The organism is Streptomyces sp. NPDC048352 (assembly GCF_040651895.1).
In the GTDB taxonomy this organism is placed as follows: domain Bacteria; phylum Actinomycetota; class Actinomycetes; order Streptomycetales; family Streptomycetaceae; genus Streptomyces.
The window spans coordinates 62,947-82,319 of sequence record NZ_JBEZKZ010000029.1 but is presented as its reverse complement, the minus strand read 5'-3'; the positions used below and the strand labels follow the sequence as shown (position 1 = coordinate 82,319).

At 75.4% G+C, this 19,373-nt stretch carries 20 protein-coding genes and 1 pseudogene; 15 read left to right on the top strand and 6 right to left on the bottom strand.

The annotated features are described in order from the left end of the window. Window positions 1–339 precede the first annotated feature (339 nt). Complete coding sequence (locus tag AB0D45_RS17495; protein ID WP_362459718.1) at window positions 340–825, top strand: hypothetical protein; 486 nt, start codon at window positions 340–342, stop codon at window positions 823–825. A gap of 51 nt (window positions 826–876) precedes the next feature. On the opposite strand, the gene AB0D45_RS17490 is transcribed toward AB0D45_RS17495, so the two are convergent. From AB0D45_RS17490 to AB0D45_RS17480, 3 genes are all read right to left on the bottom strand, one after another. Next, complete coding sequence (locus tag AB0D45_RS17490) at window positions 877–1,902, bottom strand: PHP domain-containing protein (RefSeq protein WP_361610836.1); 1,026 nt, start codon at window positions 1,900–1,902, stop codon at window positions 877–879. Window positions 1,903–1,958: 56 nt separating this feature from the next. Continuing rightward, a complete protein-coding gene (locus AB0D45_RS17485) occupies window positions 1,959–2,720 on the bottom strand; it encodes a VOC family protein (protein ID WP_362459731.1) in 762 nt (253 codons plus the stop codon). 105 nt (window positions 2,721–2,825) lie between these two features. Next, on the bottom strand, window positions 2,826–3,383 hold the full coding sequence (locus AB0D45_RS17480; RefSeq protein WP_362459715.1) for an HPP family protein: 558 nt from the start codon (window positions 3,381–3,383) through the stop codon (window positions 2,826–2,828). Window positions 3,384–3,701: 318 nt separating this feature from the next. On the opposite strand from AB0D45_RS17480, the gene AB0D45_RS17475 reads away from it, so the two are divergent. Beyond that, complete coding sequence (locus tag AB0D45_RS17475; protein WP_361610839.1) at window positions 3,702–4,208, top strand: hypothetical protein; 507 nt, start codon at window positions 3,702–3,704, stop codon at window positions 4,206–4,208. A gap of 80 nt (window positions 4,209–4,288) precedes the next feature. Here the strand turns inward: AB0D45_RS17475 and AB0D45_RS17470 are convergent, their stop codons facing one another. Next, window positions 4,289–4,708 carry a peptidase inhibitor family I36 protein gene (locus AB0D45_RS17470; RefSeq protein ID WP_362459712.1) on the bottom strand — a complete coding sequence of 140 codons (420 nt, stop codon included), beginning with the start codon at window positions 4,706–4,708 and terminating at the stop codon, window positions 4,289–4,291. After that, the gene (locus tag AB0D45_RS17465; RefSeq protein WP_362459709.1) at window positions 4,701–5,690 is read right to left on the bottom strand and encodes a hypothetical protein; all 990 of its coding nucleotides are present in this window, start codon (window positions 5,688–5,690) and stop codon (window positions 4,701–4,703) included. Before AB0D45_RS17465 ends, AB0D45_RS17470 begins: the two co-directional genes overlap by 8 nt. 180 nt (window positions 5,691–5,870) lie before the next feature. On the opposite strand from AB0D45_RS17465, the gene AB0D45_RS17460 reads away from it, so the two are divergent. From AB0D45_RS17460 to AB0D45_RS17445, 4 genes are all read left to right on the top strand, one after another. After that, window positions 5,871–8,738 carry a hypothetical protein gene (locus AB0D45_RS17460; protein ID WP_362459706.1) on the top strand — a complete coding sequence of 956 codons (2,868 nt, stop codon included), beginning with the start codon at window positions 5,871–5,873 and terminating at the stop codon, window positions 8,736–8,738. Between the two features lie 51 nt (window positions 8,739–8,789). After that, the gene (locus AB0D45_RS17455) at window positions 8,790–9,755 is read left to right on the top strand and encodes a 2-oxoglutarate and iron-dependent oxygenase domain-containing protein (protein ID WP_362459703.1); all 966 of its coding nucleotides are present in this window, start codon (window positions 8,790–8,792) and stop codon (window positions 9,753–9,755) included. An 80-nt stretch (window positions 9,756–9,835) separates the two neighbouring features. Further along, window positions 9,836–10,366, top strand: coding sequence for a GNAT family N-acetyltransferase (locus AB0D45_RS17450; RefSeq protein WP_361605290.1), 531 nt, complete (start codon window positions 9,836–9,838; stop codon window positions 10,364–10,366). Between the two features lie 146 nt (window positions 10,367–10,512). Further along, window positions 10,513–11,874, top strand: a complete 1,362-nt coding sequence (locus AB0D45_RS17445; protein WP_362459700.1) for an FAD-dependent oxidoreductase — start codon at window positions 10,513–10,515, stop codon at window positions 11,872–11,874. Window positions 11,875–11,935: 61 nt separating this feature from the next. Here AB0D45_RS17445 and AB0D45_RS17440 read toward each other — a convergent pair whose 3' ends face one another. Continuing rightward, window positions 11,936–12,397 (bottom strand): hypothetical protein, encoded by a 462-nt coding sequence (locus AB0D45_RS17440; RefSeq protein WP_362459697.1) that lies wholly within the window; start codon window positions 12,395–12,397, stop codon window positions 11,936–11,938. Window positions 12,398–12,542: 145 nt separating this feature from the next. On the opposite strand from AB0D45_RS17440, the pseudogene AB0D45_RS17435 reads away from it, so the two are divergent. The 9 genes and pseudogenes from AB0D45_RS17435 to AB0D45_RS17395 form a co-directional block, all read left to right on the top strand. Continuing rightward, window positions 12,543–12,674 (top strand): annotated as a pseudogene (locus AB0D45_RS17435) (NADP oxidoreductase); the annotation flags it as partial. A 167-nt stretch (window positions 12,675–12,841) separates the two neighbouring features. Continuing rightward, a complete protein-coding gene (locus AB0D45_RS17430) occupies window positions 12,842–13,045 on the top strand; it encodes a cold-shock protein (RefSeq protein WP_361605278.1) in 204 nt (67 codons plus the stop codon). Between the two features lie 147 nt (window positions 13,046–13,192). Next, window positions 13,193–14,611 carry a VWA domain-containing protein gene (locus AB0D45_RS17425; RefSeq protein WP_362459728.1) on the top strand — a complete coding sequence of 473 codons (1,419 nt, stop codon included), beginning with the start codon at window positions 13,193–13,195 and terminating at the stop codon, window positions 14,609–14,611. A gap of 129 nt (window positions 14,612–14,740) precedes the next feature. Continuing rightward, window positions 14,741–15,367, top strand: coding sequence for a hypothetical protein (locus tag AB0D45_RS17420; RefSeq protein WP_362459694.1), 627 nt, complete (start codon window positions 14,741–14,743; stop codon window positions 15,365–15,367). Next, complete coding sequence (locus tag AB0D45_RS17415) at window positions 15,364–15,735, top strand: peptidase inhibitor family I36 protein (protein WP_361605275.1); 372 nt, start codon at window positions 15,364–15,366, stop codon at window positions 15,733–15,735. Before AB0D45_RS17420 ends, AB0D45_RS17415 begins: the two co-directional genes overlap by 4 nt. Before the next feature lie 83 nt (window positions 15,736–15,818). Continuing rightward, window positions 15,819–16,421, top strand: coding sequence for a HutD family protein (locus tag AB0D45_RS17410; RefSeq protein ID WP_362459691.1), 603 nt, complete (start codon window positions 15,819–15,821; stop codon window positions 16,419–16,421). Window positions 16,422–16,509: 88 nt separating this feature from the next. Then, entirely contained in the window at window positions 16,510–17,271 is a 762-nt protein-coding gene (locus tag AB0D45_RS17405) for a carbonic anhydrase (protein WP_362459688.1), read from the top strand. Between the two features lie 67 nt (window positions 17,272–17,338). Continuing rightward, on the top strand, window positions 17,339–18,211 hold the full coding sequence (locus AB0D45_RS17400) for an RNA polymerase sigma-70 factor (RefSeq protein ID WP_362459685.1): 873 nt from the start codon (window positions 17,339–17,341) through the stop codon (window positions 18,209–18,211). 164 nt (window positions 18,212–18,375) lie between these two features. Further along, window positions 18,376–19,335: a cysteine synthase family protein gene (locus AB0D45_RS17395; RefSeq protein ID WP_361605263.1), complete on the top strand. Its 960-nt coding sequence runs from the start codon at window positions 18,376–18,378 to the stop codon at window positions 19,333–19,335. Window positions 19,336–19,373: the final 38 nt, after the last annotated feature.

Here is a 19,373-nt window from a genome sequence, read left to right as displayed (position 1 = left end):
CCCGGCGGCGCAGAGCAGCGCCAGCGCGGGCGCCAGCGCGCCCAGCACCCTGCGGTGGAGGCGCCCGCGGCGGGCGGGGCGGGGGTCCGGCACGGCTGACACACCCCTCCTCGACGCGTCGACCCCGCCACTGTGGACCGCCCGCGCCGGCCCCGGCCGCCTTGGCCGCGGCGTGTCATGTGCGGCGCCCCGGACACGCCGCGGAAGCCGCCCGTTTGCCCGCCCCGGATGGCGCAAGCCCGGCCGGAGGCGCTCAATGTGGCAGAACGTGCGGTGTTCCCGTGGCGCACGAGGACCGGCGCGCGGGGTGCGGACCCGCGCCGGCGAACGGAGCTGCCGATGAACGACCCCAGCGCCCTCGCGGCGGCGGACCACGGCGACCGCGACGGGCTCCGCGCCCCCTCGGCCGCCGGGCCCGTACCCGCCGCGGCACCGGCGCGGGGCGCGCTGCGCCACGTACTGCGCCGGCCGACCGCCGCCGTGCTGCTGCTGTGCGGCGTCCTGCACCTCCCCGCGCACCCGGCGCGGCCCCCGGCCCCCGAGGGCCTGGCGCCGCTGGCGGTGTCCCTGCTGTGCCTGGAGCTCGGCGCCCTGCTGGCGGTACGCGACACCCCGGCGGTCTGGCGGGCGGCGGCCGTGGCCGCGCTCTGCGTGGTCACCCTGCACGTCGTGGGCGGGGTGGTGCTCTACGACCCGCTGGGCGCCGCGCTCGGCGGGCCGTACGCCTGGTCCGGCGTCACGGCCGTGCTCGGCGCGGGGGTCGGTGCGGTCCTGGCCGGCCTGGCCCTGAAGAACCGCCGCCCGCCGCCGGGCACGGAAGGCTGAGGCCGGCCCGCCCGTACGGGCGGGGCCCCGTCCCGGTCCGGACGACACGCCTCAGGAGGAGCGGGTCCAGGCGAGGAGCCGGTCCGCCGGCCAGGTGTTGATCACACGGTCGGGCGGCACCCCGCACTCCGCCGCGCGTTCGCAGCCCAGGATCTGCCAGTCCAGCTGGCCCGGGGCGTGCGCGTCGGTGTCGACCGCGAAGAAGGTGCCCGCCGCGACGGCCAGGCGCAGCAGCCGCCGGGGCGGGTCCAGCCGCTCGGGGCGGCTGTTGACCTCCACCGCCGTGCCGGACTCCGCGCACGCGGCGAAGACGGCCTCGGCGTCGAAGGTGGACTCCGGGCGGGTCCGACCGGTCACCAGCCGTCCCGTGCAGTGGCCGAGGACGTCCATCAGGGGATTGCGCACCGCCGTGAGCAGCCGGCGCGTCATGGCGGGGGACTCCATCCGCAGCTTCGAGTGGACCGACCCCACCACCAGGTCGAGCTGGTCCAGCAGCTCCGGCTCCTGGTCGAGCGAGCCGTCGAGGAGGATGTCGCACTCGATGCCGGTGAGCAGCCGGAAGGGGGCCCACGCCTCGTTCAGCTCCGCCACCACCCGCAGCTGTTCGCGCAGCCGCTCCGGCGACAGGCCCCGGGCGACCTTCAGGCTCGGCGAGTGGTCCGTCAGCACCGCCCACTCGTGCCCCAGCTCGGCGGCCGCGCGCCCCATCGCCTCGATCGGGCTCCCGCCGTCCGACCAGTCCGAATGCAGATGGCAGTCCCCGCGCAGGGCCGCGCGCAGCGCCGTGGCCGCCGGTGAGGCGGGAGGCCCCTGCGGCACGGCCGCGGCCTCCTCCTCCAGGTGGCTCAGGTACTCCGGGATCCCGCCGGCCAGCGCCTCGCGCACCACCTGGGCGGTCTTGGGCCCGATGCCCTTGACCGCTTCCAGCGAGCCGGCCGCGGCCCGCTCGGCCGCTTCCCGGCCGCCCATGTCCGCCACGGCCGCCGCCGCCGTACGGAAAGCCCGTACCCGGTACGTCGGTGCCTGCGCGCGCTCCAGCAGGAACGCGATACGGTCCAGCGCCGCCACCGGGTCCATGCGCACCTCCTCCGGACCAGTCTCCCCAGAAGCCGGGCGGCCGGCGAGCCGGCCGGTCAGGCCCCGCCGCCCACCGCTCCGGGCGGCGCGACCCGCTCCGTGAGGGTGAACAGGGCGCCGTCCGGGTCACGGAGCATGATCGAGCGCTCGGTACCGTCGCAGGTGATCACCGAGACGGTGCGGCCGCCGAGGTCGAGGGCGGCCTCCACGGCGGAGTCCAGGTCCGCCACCCGGAAGTGCACGTGCCAGCGGGGCCGGGTGTGCGGCATGTACCCGCCCGGCTCCACCGGGCCGCTGTCCAGCCGGGCCACCGGCTCCCCGCCCTGCCGCAGGACGACCTGCTCCTCCTCGTAGGAGACCTCGCAGCACCCGGGCCGGCCCGTGGCCCACTCCAGCACCTCGCCGTAGAACAGCGCGGCGTCGAAGGCGTTCCTGGTCCGCAGCTCCAGCCAGGCCGGGGCGGGGCCCAGCCCCACCCGCCAGCCCGCGGAGACGGGCCCCTGCCAGACCCCGAAGACCGCGCCGTCCACGTCGGCGACCAGCGCCGCCCGCCCGCCCCCGGGGAAGGAGACCGGGCCCACGGCGACCGTGCCGCTGCGCTCGCGGATCCGGGACGCCGCCACGTCGACGTCGTCCACCGCGAAGTACGGGGTCCATGCCACCGCCACCGCCAGATCGGTGGCCAGCGCCCCGATCCCGGCCACGGGTACGCCGTCCAGCACCGCCACCGAGAAGGCCGAGCCGAGCCGGGCCCGGCGGAAGGTCCAGCCCACGACCGTCCCGTAGAAGCGCTGGGACGCCTCCAGGTCGCGGGCCATCAGACTCACCCAGCAGGGGGCCCCGAAGACGTCCTTCGTAGAAATTTCCACAGCACAAGGAGTAGCGTCCGGGCCCCCTCGCCACCGCGCAGGCGCGCCCGCAGGTCACCACCAGTAGGCGGGGTACCTCGGCGCCGTGCGGCGGATGCGGGACCCGGCGTAGCCGGTGAGGACCAGGAGCACCGTGGACCCGAAGAGCAGGGGGACGAAGCGGGCCGGCGCGGGCGTCTGGAGCACCGTGATCACGGCGGTGGCCACGGCCGGGGAGTGCGGGGTGCGGGCCAGCGTCAGGAGGGCCAGGGTGAGCCCGGCCGCCACGGCCGCCGCCCAGGCACTGCTGCCCGCCACCGCGAGGACCGCGAAGCCGCAGGCCGCGCCCAGCAGGTGGCCGATGACGACCCCGCGCGGCTGCGCCAGCGGCAGGGTGGGCGCGCTGTGCACCAGGGCCGCACTCGCGGCCAGCGGGGGTATGAGCACCGGCTCGTGGATCATGGCGCCGATCGCCACGAGGCCCAGCAGCACGGTCGTGGCGGCGCTGACGCTGTGGAAGGCGGCGGCCGCGCTCGGCCGGGCCGGGGCCCGGGGCGTGATCAGCCGCCCGCCCGCGGCGGGCACAGGAGCGGCGGGAGTGGGGGAGGGGGCGGTGGTGGTGCTCGAGTGCATACGGGGCAGGATTTCCGGTACGGGCGGGACAGGAGGCAGGAGGCAGGAGCGGCCGCGCCGGGACGGTGATCGACCTCCGGCCGGGCCTCGCGTCCGGTCCGGGTGAGGCCGACGCAATCCGGACACAAACCCTATCGCGCCCCCCGCGCGGCGGAAGCGGCGGGGGCGGCTCCGCAGGGAGCGCACGGCCGGGGCGCGGGAGGCGGGCGCGGGGTAGGGAGCGCGCACGCGGGAGCGCGAAGAGCGGATCGCGCCGCCGGGCCCCCCGCCGTCGTGTATGACTGCGGGGGCACGTGCTCAAGGCAGGGAAGGACCAGCATGACGACGCAACCGCACCTCGCCGGGATCCTCACGGACCTCGACGCGGTGATCGCCGCGGCCCCCGCCGACGCGACCGGCGCCCTGTGGCGGCTCACCGGGACCGCGCGCGGCCTGGACTCCAACCTGATCCGGCTGCGCCCCGGCGCGGCCATCGCCGAGCACGCCGAGCCGGCCCTCGACGTCATGCTCGTCGTGGTGGAGGGCGGCGGGCGGATCGACACCGAGGACGGCACGCTCCGGCTGCGCCCCCACACGGCCTGCTGGCTGCCGCGCGGCGCCCGCCGCTCGCTGACCGCCGGCCCGCAGGGGCTGACGTACCTGACCGTCCACACCCGGCGCCCCGGCATGGGCATCGGCACCGCCGAACGTCCGGCCGGCTCCGCCGGGGGCGAGGGCGGCGAGACGGCCTGCCTGCTGCACCGGGTCTGCCCGGAGTGCGGCCGGCTCTCCACCGAGTCGGGCGCCCGCTTCTGCTCCCGTTGCGGCACCGCCCTGCCGGACTGACCGGACCGGTCCGGGGGCCTCGCGGCCGCGCGGGGCCTCCCGGGTTCGGGTCCCGGGAGGCCCCGGTCAGGTGGCCGGGGTCAGAAACCGCAGCGGGTGACCCACTTGTGCGAGGAGATGCGGTCGTTCCACTCCCACGGGATGTTGCCCGCGGAGCCGTTCGGGGCGCAGGTGGAGGCGCCGCCGTAGCCGATGTTCTCGTAGACCCGGACGTCGCCCAGCGCGCCCGAGTAGCCGTTGTTCCACCAGGACGAGGCCCGGTCGTTCATGTTGTAGTTGTTGCCGGCGCCACAGGTGCGCCAGTCCGAGTCGTTGCCGCTCCAGCCGCAGGCCGGGCCGCCCCGGTTGGTGTCCGCCCAGACCCAGTAGTTGCCGTCGGCGGCGACGCCGGAGGCGTCGGAGACCTCCGCGGGGGCCGCGGCCGCGGTCGCGGTCGCGGGGAAGGCGAACAGGGGCAGCGCGAGCGCGCAGGCCAGGACGGTCGTACGGAACTTACGCATGAGGACCTCCGGATGTCGGGGCGGGTGAAGGGCGTGCGGTGTGCTGGGACAGGACGCGCTCCGCCTTCGGGAGCGCGTCGTTCTGGAGCCTTCGCCTGAGGGCGATCTCGTCCTGGTGGCGCGTGCGGACTTCTTCGCCGTAGGTCCGGTCCAGAGCTCGGGAGACCTGCGCCAGCGGGGTGGCCGTCGCGCAGGTCGCTTCGGTGACCGCGAGGGCGGTCTCGGCGGCGTCGGCGCCGGGGGCCGCGTCCTCGGCGAGGGCGGCCGCCGCCCGCCGGGAGTCGTCGGGGGAGGCGTAGGGCCGGCCCGCGGCCCGCATGCAGGCCGCCCACCGCCCCACCGCCTCCGCGTACCGGGGGTCCCGGCGCACCCGCTCCTCCTGGGCGGGACGGAGGTTCATGGTGACGACCTTGACGCGGAACCAGGCGGCCAGATCGCCGTACAGCGCGCGCTGCGCCCGGGCGAGGCAGCCGTCGGTGCTGGCGGTCAGGGTCATGCCGGTGGGGGTGGTGGCCTTCAGGCCCACGGGAGCCGCGCCCATGAGCGCGGTCCGGGCGGCCGCCCGCTCGCGTGCCGAAAGCCGCTGGAAGTACCGCTGGTCGGGATCGGCCCGGCGGGCCTCGGCGGCCGCGCGCTCGGCGCGGCCGCCGTAGCCGTGGGCCCGGGCCCACTCCACGTCGTCCAGCCCGTACGGGAAGGAACGCCGCTCCGGCGTCGCCTCGGGGGGCCCGGTGGCGGCGTACTCGAAGCCCCGCTCCGCCATGCAGCGGGCGACCAGTACCCGTTCGGCCCGCTCCAGCAGCCGCGACTGGGCGGCGCTCGGCTCCCGGGCCGGGCCCGCCGGGGGTGCGGGGCCGCGCTCCCCGCAGCCCGCCAGGGAGGTGACGGCCAGTGCCGCCGCCAGGGCGGCCGCCGCCGGCCCCAGCCGTGCCCGTCCCCGCTCCCGGCGCCGCCGCCGCAGGTACCCCCGTACTCGCCTCATCCGCGGTAACCCCCTCTCCTTCCGGTGTGCGCGGCGCCTTCGCCGAACGCGGCCGCCGCCGTCCGGAGTCAGGTGTAGCCGCCCTGCGTTGTTCGCCGTCGGCGCCCTGGAAGTGAACAAACAATTGCTGAACAATCCACCCCGGAAGGCAGAAAAGGGGCCAGCTGGAAGGGGCCGCGCATGGCACGCAAGGAACGTCCGCTGGAAGGGGAGGACGGGCCTCTGCTGGAGTTCGCCACCGCACTGCGCCGACTGCGCCACCAGGCCGGGTCGCCGCCGTACCGGGACCTGTCCGCGCGCGCCCACTACTCCGTCGCCACCCTCTCGGGCGCCGCCGCCGGGCACCGGCTGCCCAGCCTGGACGTCACCCTCTCCTACGTCCGCGCCTGCGGAGGGGACCAGGGGGAGTGGGAGCGCCGCTGGCACGCCGCCGCCGCGCGACTCGCCGCCGGCGCACCCGGGAACGACCCCGCGGGCACGGGGGCGGGTCCGGGCGGGACGGCCGCGCAGCCGGCGCCGTACGTCGGACTCGCGGCCTTCCGCGCCGAGGACGCGGGCCTGTTCTTCGGCCGCGAACGCCTCGTCGAGGACCTCGTGGACGCCCTGGCCCGGCACCGCGTCGTCGCCCTCGTCGGCGCCTCCGGGGCGGGCAAGTCCTCCCTCCTGCACGCCGGGCTGCTGCCGCGGCTGCGCGTCGGCGCCCCGGCACCCGCCGTCGGCGTCCTCACCCCGGGCCCGCACCCCCTCGACCGGCTCCGCCGGGCCCTGGCCCGCCACGAGGACCCGGGCGGGCCGGAACGGGTCCTGGTCGTCGACCAGTTCGAGGAGGTCTTCACCGTCTGCGCCGACCCCGGCGAGCGCTCCCGGTTCGTCTCCGCCCTCGTGGCGGCGGCCCGGCGCCCCGGCTCCGGCTGCCGCGTCGTCCTCGGCGTGCGCGCCGACTTCTACGCGCACTGCACCCGCCACCGCCCGCTGGTCGAAGTGCTGCGCGAGGCCCAGGTCGTCGTCGGCCCCATGAGCGCCGCCGAACTGCGCCGCGCCGTCGTGGAACCGGCCCGCCGGGCCGGCCTGACCGTCGAAGGCAGCCTCCAGGCCACCCTCGTGGCCGGGGCACACGGCCAGGTCGGCGTCCTGCCCCTGCTCTCGCACGCCCTGCTGGAGACCTGGCGCCGCCGCCGGGGCGCGGCGCTCACCCTGGACGGCTTCCACGCGGCCGGCGGGTTCGAGGGGGCCCTCGCCCAGTCCGCCGAGGCCCTCTACGCCTCGCTCTCCGCGCCCCAGCAGCGCCTGGCCCGGCGGATCCTCGTGCACCTGATCGCCCTCGGCGAGGGCACCGAGGACACCAAACGGCCCGTGGCGCGCGCGGAACTGGGAGAGGACGCCGACACCCGTACGGTCCTCGCCCGGGCCGCCGCAGCGCGCCTGATCACCCTGGACCAGGGCGTGGCCGAACTCACCCACGAGGCCCTCATCCGTGCCTGGCCCCGGCTGCGCGGCTGGCTCGCCGACGACCGGGAACGGCTGCGCCGCCACCGGCAGCTCACCGCGGCCGCCCGCTCCTGGGAGGCCGTGGGACGCGACCCGGGAGCCCTGTTACGCGGCATCCCGCTCGCCCTGGCCCGCGAGGCCACGGCCGGCGGCACGCTCGTACTCGGCGCCGGGGAGAGCGCCTTCCTCGAAGCCTCCGCCGCCGCCGAGGCCGCCGCAGGCGAGTCGGCCCGCCGCCGCACCCGCCGGCTGCGCGGCCTGGTCGCGGCCCTCGCCGCCCTGGCGGCGGTGGCCGCCCTCGCCACCGTGAACGCCGTCCGCGCCGGGGAGGAGGTCACCCGGCAGCGCAACGACGCCGTCGCGCGGAACCTCGCCGAGACCGCCGCCGCCCTGACCACCGCCGACACCGGCACTCCCGCGGAACCGGGTCTCGCCGTCCAGCTGGGCCTGACGGCCTACCGGCTCTCACCCACCGCCCGGACCCGGGACGGCCTGCTGTCCACCCTGATGACCTCGGTCCCCGCCCACGGCAAGGCCGTCACCGCCCTCGCCTACCGCCCCGACGGCCGCCAGCTCGCCACCGCGGGCGCGGACGGCACCGCCCGCCTCTGGCAGACCCACGGCACCGGCCGGCCCACCCCGGTGGCCGTCCTGCCGGGCCACCCGGCAGACCTGCGCGCCGTGGCCTACCGGCCCGACGGCCGCACCCTGGCCACCGCCTGCGCCGACGGGAGCGTACGGCTGTGGGACGTGAACGACCCGGCCCGCCCGGCGGTGTCCGCCGAACTGGCCGCGCCCGGCGGCGACGTGCGGGCCCTCGCCTTCAGCCCCGACGGCCGCACCCTGGCCACCGCGGGAGCCGGTGGCGGCGTACACCTGTGGGACGTGGGCGGCCCCGCCCGGCAGCCGGCCGAGGAGGCGCGGCTCACGGGACACCGGGACACCGTCCGCGCGGTCGCCTTCAGCCCCGACGGCCGCGTCCTCGCCACCGCCGGGGAGGACGCCACCGTCCGGCTCACCGACGTCTCCGACCGCACCCGCCCGGCCGCGCTGGCGGTCGTCTCCGGCCACGACACCACCGTGTTCTCCGTCGCCTTCGGCCCCGACGGGCGCACCCTCGCCTCCGCCGGGGGAGGACGTGCCCCGGTACGCCTGTGGGACGTGGGCGACCCGCGCCGGCCGGCCCCGCTCGCGACCCTGACCGGGCACACCGACGTGGTCGGCGCGGTGGCCTTCAGCCCCGACGGGCGCACCCTCGCCAGCGCGAGCGACGACCGCACGGTACGGCTGTGGAGCGTGCCCCGGGGCGCCCGGCCGGGCCCGCTGGCCACCCTCGCCGGGCACGGCACCGCCGTCGGCTCGGTCGCCTTCAGCCCCGACGGGACGGCCCTGGCCTCCGGCGGCTTCGACAGCACCCTGCGGCTGGCGGCCACCGACCTCGACCGGGCCCTCGCGGGGGCATGCGCCCACACCGGCCCGCGGATCACGCGCGCGCAGTGGTCCGCGTACCTGCCCCATCTGGACTACGCGCCCCCGTGCAGCGGACTCGAACGCCCCTGACCCCCTACGCTCGGTGCCGGACGCCCGGCCCCTCCCGGAAGGCAGGTCCCCATGGCCACTGCTCAGGTTCCCGTCATCGACCTCGGCCCGTGGCGCTCCGGCGATCGCGCCGCCCGCTCCCGCATCGCCGCCCGGGTCGACGAGGCCCTCCAGGCGGCCGGCTTCCTGCTGGTCACCGGGCACGGGGTGGACCCGGCGCTGCCCGCCCGGATCCGGGAGGCCGCGCGCGCCTTCTTTCGGCTGCCGCCGGAGGCGAAGGAGCCGTACGCGGTCAGCGTCGGCGGGCGCGGCTGGCTCGGCCCCGGCGCGGAGGCCAACAGCTACGCGGAGGGGACGGCCTCGCCCCCCGACCTGAAGGAGTCCTGGTCCTGCGCGGCCGAGGAGCCGACGGGCGTGCCCGCGGTGGACGCCGAGTGGTTCCGGCCGAACGCCTGGCCCGCCGAGGTGCCGCGGCTGCGGCCGCTGGTGGCGGAGTACCTGACCGCGATGCGGGCGCTCTCCGACGAACTGCTGGAGCTGCTGGCGGTGGCGCTCGCCCTGCCCGAGGACCACTTCACCCGGCACACCGGCCACCCCACCTGGGGGTTCAACCTCAACTGGTACCCGGGCACGGAAGCGGTCGGTGCTCCGCTGCCCGGCCAGTTCCGCATCGGGCCGCACACCGACTTCGGCACGGTGACCGTCCTGGACCGGGAGCCGGGTGCCGGCGGGCTCCAGATCCACACCGACGAAGGGGGCTGGCAGGACGCCCCCTGGCACCCGGCGGCGCTCACCGTCAACATCGGCGACCTGCTGGCCCGCTGGACCGGTGACCGCTGGCGGGCGGGCCGCCACCAGGTACTGCCGCCGCCCGCCCACGCCCCGGCTGAGGAGCTGGTCTCCCTCGTCTACTTCTACGAGTGCGACGCGCACACCCGCGTCGAGTCCCTGCCCGCGCCGGTCGGCCGGGTGGCGCACGAGCCGGTGGACTCGCACGTCTACCTGCGGGCGAAGCTCGACGCCATCACGGTGCCCTGAGCGGGACGGGCCCGACCGGACGGGCCCGACCGGACGGGCCCGATTACCCCTGGTGGGGCACCGTTGGGCAGGATGAGGGCATGACCGAGATCCGCACCCCCCGCCTCCTGCTCCGCCGCTGGACCGACGACGACCTCGTCCCCCTCTCCGAGATCGGCGCGGACCCGGACGTGATGCGCTGGACCGGTGACGGCTCCGAGCTCGACCTGGACCAGACCGCCGAAGCCATCGAGCGGTGGGAGGAGGAGTGGGACGACGAGGGCTTCGGCGTGTTCGCCGTCGAGCTCCTCGCCTCCGGCGAACTGATCGGCGCCGTAGGGCTGTCCGCCGCGGACGACCTGCCCGAGACGCGGCACCAGGTGCAGATCAGCTGGCGGCTGGGCCGGCCCTTCTGGGGTCAGGGCTATGCCTCCGAAGCGGCCCAGGCCGTCCTGGAGTTCGCCCTCGACCGCGGCCTCGACCGCGTCGTCGCCGTCAACCGGGTCGGCAACGACGAGTCGGCGAACGTGATCCGCAAGCTCGGCATGGGGGAGGACGGGGAGACCGACGACCCGGGGACCGGGGCGCGCGTCACCCTCTACAGCATCGACCTCACCGAGTACGAGGCCTGAGCGGGCACCGTCAGTCAAAAGTCAGGCTTTGGTAAGCCATAAGGCCGGGTTATGGGGGCATAACCAGGGGGCGGGTGCCGGGTAAGGGTCGCCTTAGTTTAGGGTTTCCTTGATCAGTCAGATTGTCGGTCGAAGGGAACCCACTCATGCCTCGCTCTCTGCGGGTAGCAATCGTCGGTGCCGGCCCCGCCGGTATCTACGCGGCCGACGCGCTGCTGAAGTCCGAGGCGGCGGCCGACCCGGGGGTGTCCATCGACCTCTTCGAGCGGATGCCCGCACCCTTCGGCCTCATCCGCTACGGCGTCGCCCCCGACCACCCCCGCATCAAGGGCATCATCACCGCCCTGCACCAGGTGCTCGACAAGCCGCAGGTCCGCCTCTTCGGCAACGTCGACTACCCGGCCGACATCTCGCTCGACGAACTGCACGCCTTCTACGACGCCGTCATCTTCTCCACCGGCGCCACCGCCGACCGCGCGCTCGGCATCCCGGGCGTCGAACTCGACGGCTCCTACGGCGCCGCCGACTTCGTCTCCTGGTACGACGGCCACCCCGACGTACCGCGCACCTGGCCGCTGGAGGCCGAGAAGGTCGCGGTCCTCGGCGTCGGCAACGTCGCCCTCGACGTCGCCCGCATCCTCGCCAAGACGGCCGACGAGCTGCTCCCCACGGAGATCCCGCCGAACGTCTACGACGGCCTGAAGGCCAACAAGGCCCTGGAGGTCCACGTCTTCGGCCGCCGCGGCCCGGCGCAGGCGAAGTTCAGCCCGATGGAGCTGCGCGAGCTCGACCACTCGCCGAACATCGAGGTCATCGTCAACCCCGAGGACATCGACTACGACGAGGGCTCGATCACGACCCGCCGCTCCAACAAGCAGGCGGACATGGTCGCCAAGACCCTGGAGAACTGGGCGATCCGCGACATCGGCGACCGCCCGCACAAGCTGTTCCTGCACTTCTTCGAGTCCCCGGCCGAGATCGTCGGCGAGGACGGCAAGGTCGTCGGCCTGCGCACCGAGCGCACCGAGCTGGACGGCACCGGCAACGTCAGGGGCACCGGGCGGTTCACCACCTGGGACGTCCAGTCCGTCTACCGGGCCGTCGGCTACCTCTCCGACGAACTGCCCAAGCTGCCCTGGGACGTGGAGTCCGGCACGGTGCCCGACGAGGGCGGCCGGGTCGTCGAGAACGGCGAGCACCTCGCCTCCACCTACGTCACCGGCTGGATCCGGCGCGGCCCGATCGGCCTGATCGGCCACACCAAGGGCGACGCGAACGAGACCGTCGCCAACCTGCTGGCCGACCACGCCGAAGGCCGTCTGCTCACCCCCGCCACCCCCGAGCCGGAGGCGGTCGAGGCCTTCCTCGCCGAGAGGCAGGTCCGGTACACGACCTGGCAGGGCTGGTACGAGCTGGACGCCGCGGAGAAGGCGCTGGGCGAACCGCAGGGCCGCGAGCGCGTGAAGATCGTGGAGCGCGAGGAGATGCTCCGGGCGAGCGGCGCCTAGAGACGGCCTAGCCGCGCCGAGGGGCCCGCCGTCCGGCGGGCCCCTCCCGCGCCCGGCCGGGTCAGTCCGTGATGGAGGTGAGCTTCTTCGTCTCCAGGTCGGCCTGTACGTGGATCCGGGTCGTGGAACCGCCGCCCCAGGTCAGGGTGACCGTGGCGTTGGTCTTGCCCGTCCCGCTGCCGGTGGAGGTCACCTTCCACTGGAGCGGGACGTTCTGCGCGCGCAGCACGCCGTTGGCGTGGTGGGCCTCCTCCCACTGCGCCAGCTCCCGCTGGAGGGACTCGGAGAGGTAGAAGGAGCGCAGCCGGTCGGCCGTCGCGCCGTCGCCGTCGTACACGGCGTCGACGTACGCGCCGTAGAAGTCGGCGATCCGGGTGAACGCCCCCTCCGGGCTGCCGGAGACGGACTGCGGCGCGGCGGCGGTCGCGGAGGTGGTGGAGACCAGGGCGAAGGAGAGGGCGGCCGCCCCGGCGGTGGCCGCGAGGGCGAGGGACATGGCGCGCGTGGTCGGGAGCTTGGGCATCGATCGGTACCTTTCCCCGTGCTGACTGCGGGCCGGTACGGTCGCCGGCCCTGCCCTGGATGACGCGGATCCGGCGCCGACCGGTTGTCGCCGCGGGCGAAACGGCCGGATTTCACCCGTACGGGCCCCTGCGGACGCACGGCGGGCCGGCGGCCTGGACGAGTCCTGGCGCCAGTAGCCCGGCACTCCCGTCTACGGCCTGCGCGGCGGCGTCGACGCCGTCACCCGGGCCCTGGCCGAGGCCTCGCCCGTCCGTGACGAGGCGTTCCGCGGCTGATCCGTACACCCGGTCGACGTAACGTTCCGCACCGACCCGGTAGCCCTGTGCTACGGTGCAGGGAGTTGCAGGTGTGGTTCCCAGAGATCTTCGGACGGGGTCAATCAACACGGCGACGCCGGGGCCGCACAGTGCGGGTCCGGGTACGGCCCCGAAGGAGAATCGATATGGCGTCCGGCACCGTGAAGTGGTTCAACGCGGAAAAGGGCTTCGGCTTCATCGAGCAGGACGGCGGCGGCGCCGACGTGTTCGCCCACTACTCGAACATCGCCACCCAGGGCTACCGCGAGCTGCAGGAGGGCCAGAAGGTGAGCTTCGACGTCACCCAGGGCCAGAAGGGCCCGCAGGCCGAGAACATCGTGCCCGCCTGAGCCTCGGGCCGACTCCCGCTCGCCCCTGAGCGAACACCGGGGCCCGCACCGACGGTGCGGGCCCCGTCCGCGTGCGCGCACCGGCCTTCTCCGCCCGTTCGCCCCCGTGGCGCGGGCGCACCGGGCAGACTGTGCGGCGTGACGACAATGAGCAAAGGCGCCAACCTCCCGGTCGCCGCCACCTCCGTCAGAGCCGTGCTCGGCTGGTCCGCCGGGCCGGGAGTCCCCGACGTGGACGCCTCGGCGCTGCTCCTGGCGGCCACCGGACGCGTCCGCACGGACGGGGACTTCGTCTTCTACAACCAGCCCCGCCATGCCTCCGGAGCCGTACGCCACCTCGGCAAGAGGCCCGGCGCGGACACCCTCGACGTCGACCTCGCCGCCCTGGAGCGGGACGTCGAACGGGTCGTGCTCTGCGCCTCCGCGGACGGCGGTTCCTTCGGCCGGGTCCCGGGGCTGCACCTGGTGCTGCTCGACGCCGGCTCCGGCGCCGAACTGGCCCGCTTCGACATGGAGGCCGGGCCCGAGACCGCCTTCGTGAGCGGAGAGCTGTACCGGCGGGCCGGCGCGTGGAAGTTCCGGGCGGTGGGCCAGGGGTACGCCAGCGGGCTCGCCGGACTGGCGACGGACTACGGCATCACCGTGGACGACGCACCCCCGCCGCCGGCCGTCCCCGCTCCGGCTCCCGCGCCCGTTCAGGCTCCCCCCGCGCCCGCCCCGGCCCCCGCCCGGCCCGCACGCAGGGAACCGGCAGCGGCACCGGCTCCGGCGCCGGCGCCCGCCGGTGAGGCGGTCGTACGGCTGGTCAAGGGTGAGGAGTGGCTACCGCCGGACATGCGGGGGCGTCTGTCGCTGCGCAAGAAGCAGGTCGCCGTCAGCCTGAGCAAGGCCGGGGCCCAGGGGGTCACCGCCCGAGTGGTCCTCGTCCTCGACGCCTCCGGTTCGATGAGCACGCTCTACGCCCGAGGCACCGTCGCGAACGTGGTGGAGCGGATGGCCGCCGTCGCCGCGCAGCTCGACGACGACGGCGAGATGCAGGCCTGGACCTTCGCCACCAACCCGGCCCGGCTGCCCGACCTCGCCATCGGCGACCTGCCGGAGTGGCTGCGCCTGCACGTACGCATCGGCCAGATGAGCCTCTTCGGCCGGAAGAAGGCGGCCAAGGGGCTGCTCCCCGGCCAGGTCGACATGCGGCAGGTCGGCTTCCAGAACGAGGAGCAGAAGGTCATCGCGGAGGTACGGGCCTTCGTGCGCGCCCATCCGGTACCCGCCCCGACCCTGGTCCTCTTCTTCTCCGACGGCGGGGTGTACCGCAACGACGAGATCGAGCGGGAGCTGCGCGCGGCCGTGGAGGAGCCGGTGTTCTGGCAGTTCGTCGGCCTCGGCCGGGCCGGTTTCGGCGTGCTGGAGCGCTTCGACACCATGCCGGGGCGCCGCGTCGACAACGTCGGCTTCTTCGCCGTCGACGACATCGACAGGGTCTCGGACCCGGACCTGTACGACCGGCTGCTGTCGGAGTTCCCCTCCTGGCTGCGGGCGGCCCGGCAGGCGGGCATCCTGCGCTGAACCACCCCCGGCGGGCCGGGCCGGCGGACCCGGTCCGGCGGAAACGTTTCGCCGGGTGAAACACGCACCCAGTCGGGTGAGCCGGAGCCCCCCGGCCTGTCGCCGGGCGGGTTCCGGCGGCTAGACAGCATGGCTGTGATCAAGGAACAGGCCGGGCCCCGGACGGGCCGTCACCCGGCCCCGGCCGCTCGGCCGAAGGCCGCCGCCGCACGGCTGCCCGTCGTCGCCGTCCGCGCCGTACCGCTGGCCGTCGTCGCCGTCCTGGCCTGCGCGGTCCTGACGGGCTGCGGCGCTGCCGGCCCGGGGCCCGGTGGCGATCCCGACGAGCTGATCAAGGCCGCCACCCGGCGCCTCACCGACGCCTGCCTGGTCCGTCAGGGACTCGTCCCGCCCAGCCCCGGGCCGGGCCGGCCGCCGGGCAGCGACGACCGGCGGGTCAGCGAAGCGCTCTTCGGCGCGGGGCCGGCCGAGCTGTCGCTCGCCCTGCCCACCGGTTACGTCGTACGCGCCCACACCGACGGCTGCCTGGCCGCCGCCCAGCAGCGGCTCTACGGGGACCAGCCCGGCTGGTTCCGCGCCTCGGTCGTCGTCAACAACCTGGAGCCCGAGGCCGCCCGCACCCGCCGGGACCTCGCCGAGGTCCGGGCGCGCCACCGCGCCGAGATCGCCGACTGGCAGCGGCTGCGCGCCCACGCCCTCACCGAAGCCACCACCGTGCTCGACACCCCGCCCCCGAAAGGAAACCCACCCGCATGAAGCGCCTCACCTCCCTCCTCGCCGCCGCGCTGCTCTCCACCGGCGCGGTCCTCGCCACCTCGGCCGCCGCCGAGGCGGCGGACTGCCGCAGCGGCTACTTCTGCGTCTGGACGCACGCCGACTTCGACGGCATGAAGATCGAGCACAGCGGCGACGACCACTGGTGGGAGGGCGACATGTACAAGCAGGACTCCTCCTGGGCCAACCACGGCGTCTCCGGCGCGGGCGTCGCCGACCACGTCAAGGTGTACGCGGGGCGCGGGCTGCTGGGCCGGGTCACCCTCTGCCTGGCCCCGGGGCAGGAAGTCGGCTACGACGCGGGCGCGAACGACCAGGGCGGCTCCCACACCTGGTCCACCGGCTGCTGAGGCCTCCCCGATAGGCTCGGCGCCTGCCGCCCGGGTCCGTACCGCGCCGGGTGGTACGGACCCCAGGGAAGGACCCCCCCGCCATGCCCGGCCCCGCCGAGATCCGGATTCTGCGCGCCGCCGACCGCAGGGCCGCGCCGTGGAAGAACGGCGGCGGGGTCACCCGCGAGATCGCCGCCTGGCCCGAAGGCGCCGGGACCGACGACTTCGCCTGGCGGGTCAGCCTCGCCGAAGTGGACGCCGACGGGCCCTTCTCCCGCTTTCCCGGCGTCGACCGGATCCTCACCCTGGCGGAGGGAGCGGGCATGGACCTCACGGTCGGGGGCGTGCGCCGGCTCGTGGACGAGCGGTACGCGCCCCGGCACTTCCCCGGAGACCGGGCGACCGAGTGCCGGCTGCTGGGCGGCCCCGTCGTGAACTTCAACGTGATGTACCACCGGGAGCGGGTGCGGGCCCGCAGCGCCGTCGTCCGGGGCGAACTCGCCCTCGCCGCGCTGCCCGGCGAGACCCTGCTGGTCGTCGCCCTGGAGGGTCCGGCCACCCTCCACCGGCCCGGCTCCCCGGGCACCGGCGCCGGACTCGGCCCGTACGACGCGGCCTTGCTGCCCGGGTCCGGGACCTGTGTGATCCGTAGCGAGGGGCGAGTGGCCGTCGTGGGAACACACGTCTTCACCGGGGCGGTTTGAGCCGCCGGAGAGCTGATTCCGGTCATTCGATTTACATGCATTGATCAAGAAAAGGCAAAGCCGGATACCGTCGCGCATGCTTTCGAACATGCGCCCGTCGCACATCTCTTCAGCGAACGCCTCGGCGGACGAGGGGAGTTCCACCAGCCGTCGCACCCTGCTGCGCACCGCCGTGGCCGGTACGGCCGCCGCCGGATCCGTCCTCGCCCTCGGCTCCGCCTTCCCGGCCTCCGCGGCCCAGCCCGCGCCCGCCACCGGGCCCCGTCCCACGACCCCGGAGCAGGCCCTGCGCGAGCTGGCCGCCGGCAACCGGCGCTGGCGCACCCACCGCCAGGAGCACCCCGACGAGTCGCCGTCGACCCGGCTGCGGCTCACCAAGGGGCAGAGCCCCTTCGCGATCGTCCTCGGCTGCGTGGACTCCCGGGTCCCGCCGGAGCTCGTCTTCGACCAGGGCCTCGGCGACCTGCTGACCGTCCGCTCGGCGGGGGAGGTGCTGGACGAGGCGGTGCTCGGCAGCGTCGCGTACGGGGTCCTGGAACTGGCGATCCCGCTGGTGCTGGTCCTCGGCCACCAGTCCTGCGGAGCCGTCGGCGCGGCCGTCCACGCCGACGAGACCGGCGAGCGGCTCCCCGCGCACATCCAGTACCTGGCCGACCAGATACGCCCCTCGATCGACCGGAGCCGGCACGGCGAGGCCCGGGTGCGGGCCACCATCGACGCCCACGCCCGCAGCGTCCGCGACCGGCTCGCCGCCGAACCCGACCTGGCGCGGGCCGTGTCCGCCGGGAAGCTCGCCGTGGCGGCAGCCCGCTACGACCTCCACGACCAGCGCGTGAACACCCTCGGCTGAGGCCGGGCCGGGCACGGTGGCCGGTACGGGGTGGCCGGGCGCGCGGGCCGCCGGGCAGAATCGAGCGGTGATCACGACCGAACCCGCGACGGACCCCTTCGACGAACACCGCCGGCTGCTGTTCGCCACCGCGTACCGCATGCTGGGGACCGTCAGCGACGCCGAGGACATCGTCCAGGACGCCTGGCTGACCTGGAACAAGGCCGACCGGTCGCAGGTACGCCACCCCAAGGCGTACCTCGTCCGCGCGGTCACCAACCTGTCCCTGAACCGGCTCACCTCCGCCCGGGCCAGGCGCGAGGAGTACGTCGGCCCCTGGCTGCCGGAGCCCCTGCTCACCGCGCCGGACGTCGCGGACGGGCGGGAGCTCGCCGAGAGCGTCTCCACGGCGATGCTGGTCGTCCTGGAGACGCTCGCCCCCGTCGAGCGCGCCGTGTTCGTGCTGCGCGAGGCCTTCGGCTACTCGCACGCCGAGATCGCCGGCTTCCTGGACCGCCCCGAGCCGTCCGTCCGCCAGATCGCCCACCGCGCCCGCACACACGTGGCGCAGCGCCGCCACCGCTACGACTCCGACAGCGCGGAGCGCGAACGGATCACGCAGCGCTTCCTGAGCGCCTGCGCCGGGGGAGACCTGAACGCCGTCCTGGAGATGCTCGCCCCGGACGTCACCGCCTGGTCCGACGGCGGCGGCAAGGTCACCGCCGGCCGCCGGCCGCTCCACGGGCCCGACCACGTGGCGCGCTTCCTGCTCGGTGTGCTGACCAAGCCCGCCATGGCCGGGGTCACCGTCACCACGGCGGTCATCAACGGCGAACTCGGCGTCCTCGTCCTGCGCGAGGGCGAACCGATCGGCTCCTTCACCTACGACCTCCAGGGCGGCCTGCTGCGCAACATCCGCATCCAGGTCAACCCCGACAAGCTGGCGGGCCTGCGCCGCTGACGGCGCTGCCGCCCCCCGCCCGCCTTGGACGGACCCCGGACCCCTCGGCGCACCGTGCCCGAGCGGAACCCGAGTTCCGCCCGAGGCGGGCACCAACGGCGCGCGACCGCGGCTGGCTACCTTTCGGGGACCGACCGCACGTCCAGCACCAAAGGGGTAGGCACGTGAACCACGCGCGCACCACCCGCCGCATCGCGGCATCGTTCGAGGATCTCGTCGGCGACACGCCGATGTTCCGGCTCCAGCTCGACGGCCTGCCCGCCACCGCCAGAGTCCTCGCCAAGCTCGAGGCGGCCAACCCGCTGTCCAGCATCAAGGACCGGGCCGCCCTGTTCATGCTGCGGGCCGCCGAGGAGTCCGGCGCGCTCCAGCCGGGCGCCACCGTCATCGAGTCCACCTCCGGAAACACCGGCATCGCCCTGGCCGCGCTCGCCGCCGCCCGCGGCTACCGCTGTCTGATCGTCATGCCCTCCAACGCCTCCCGGGAGCGTCTGCTGACCCTGCGCATGCTGGGTGCCGAGGTGGAGTTCACCGACCACGCCCTCGGCTTCGCCGCCTGCGTCGAGTACGCCGAGAAGCTGCACGCCGAGATCCCGGGCTCCTGGTACGCGCGCCAGCACGAGAACCCCGACAACGTCCTCGCCCACTACACGACGACCGGCCCCGAGATGTGGCGCGACTCCGGCGGCCGCGTCGACTACCTCGTCTGCGGGATCGGCACCGGCGGCACCCTCACCGGCTGCGCCCGCTACCTGCGCGAGCGCAACCCGGACCTGAAGGTGGTCGCCGTCGAACCGGCGGGCTCCGCGCTGCTGTCCGGCGGCGAGCCCGGCCCGCACCGCATCCCCGGCCTCAACGGCGGCTTCATCAGCCCCGTCACCGACGTGCACCTCGTCGACGAGGTGATCGTCGTCGAGGACGCGGACGCCGCCGCCACCACCCGCGCCATCGCCGCCCGGACCGGGCTGCTGGTCGGGATCTCCTCGGGCGCGGCCGCGTACGCCTGCCTCGAACTGGCCCGCCGGCACGACCTGTCGGACGCGGTCGTGGCGACCGTCTTCCCCGACAGCGGCGAGCGCTACCTCAGCTGGTGGCCGGAAGCGGATGCCGCCGGTGAGAGCTGAGCCGGAGCTCACCCCCCACGTTCCCGCCCGCCCGGCCC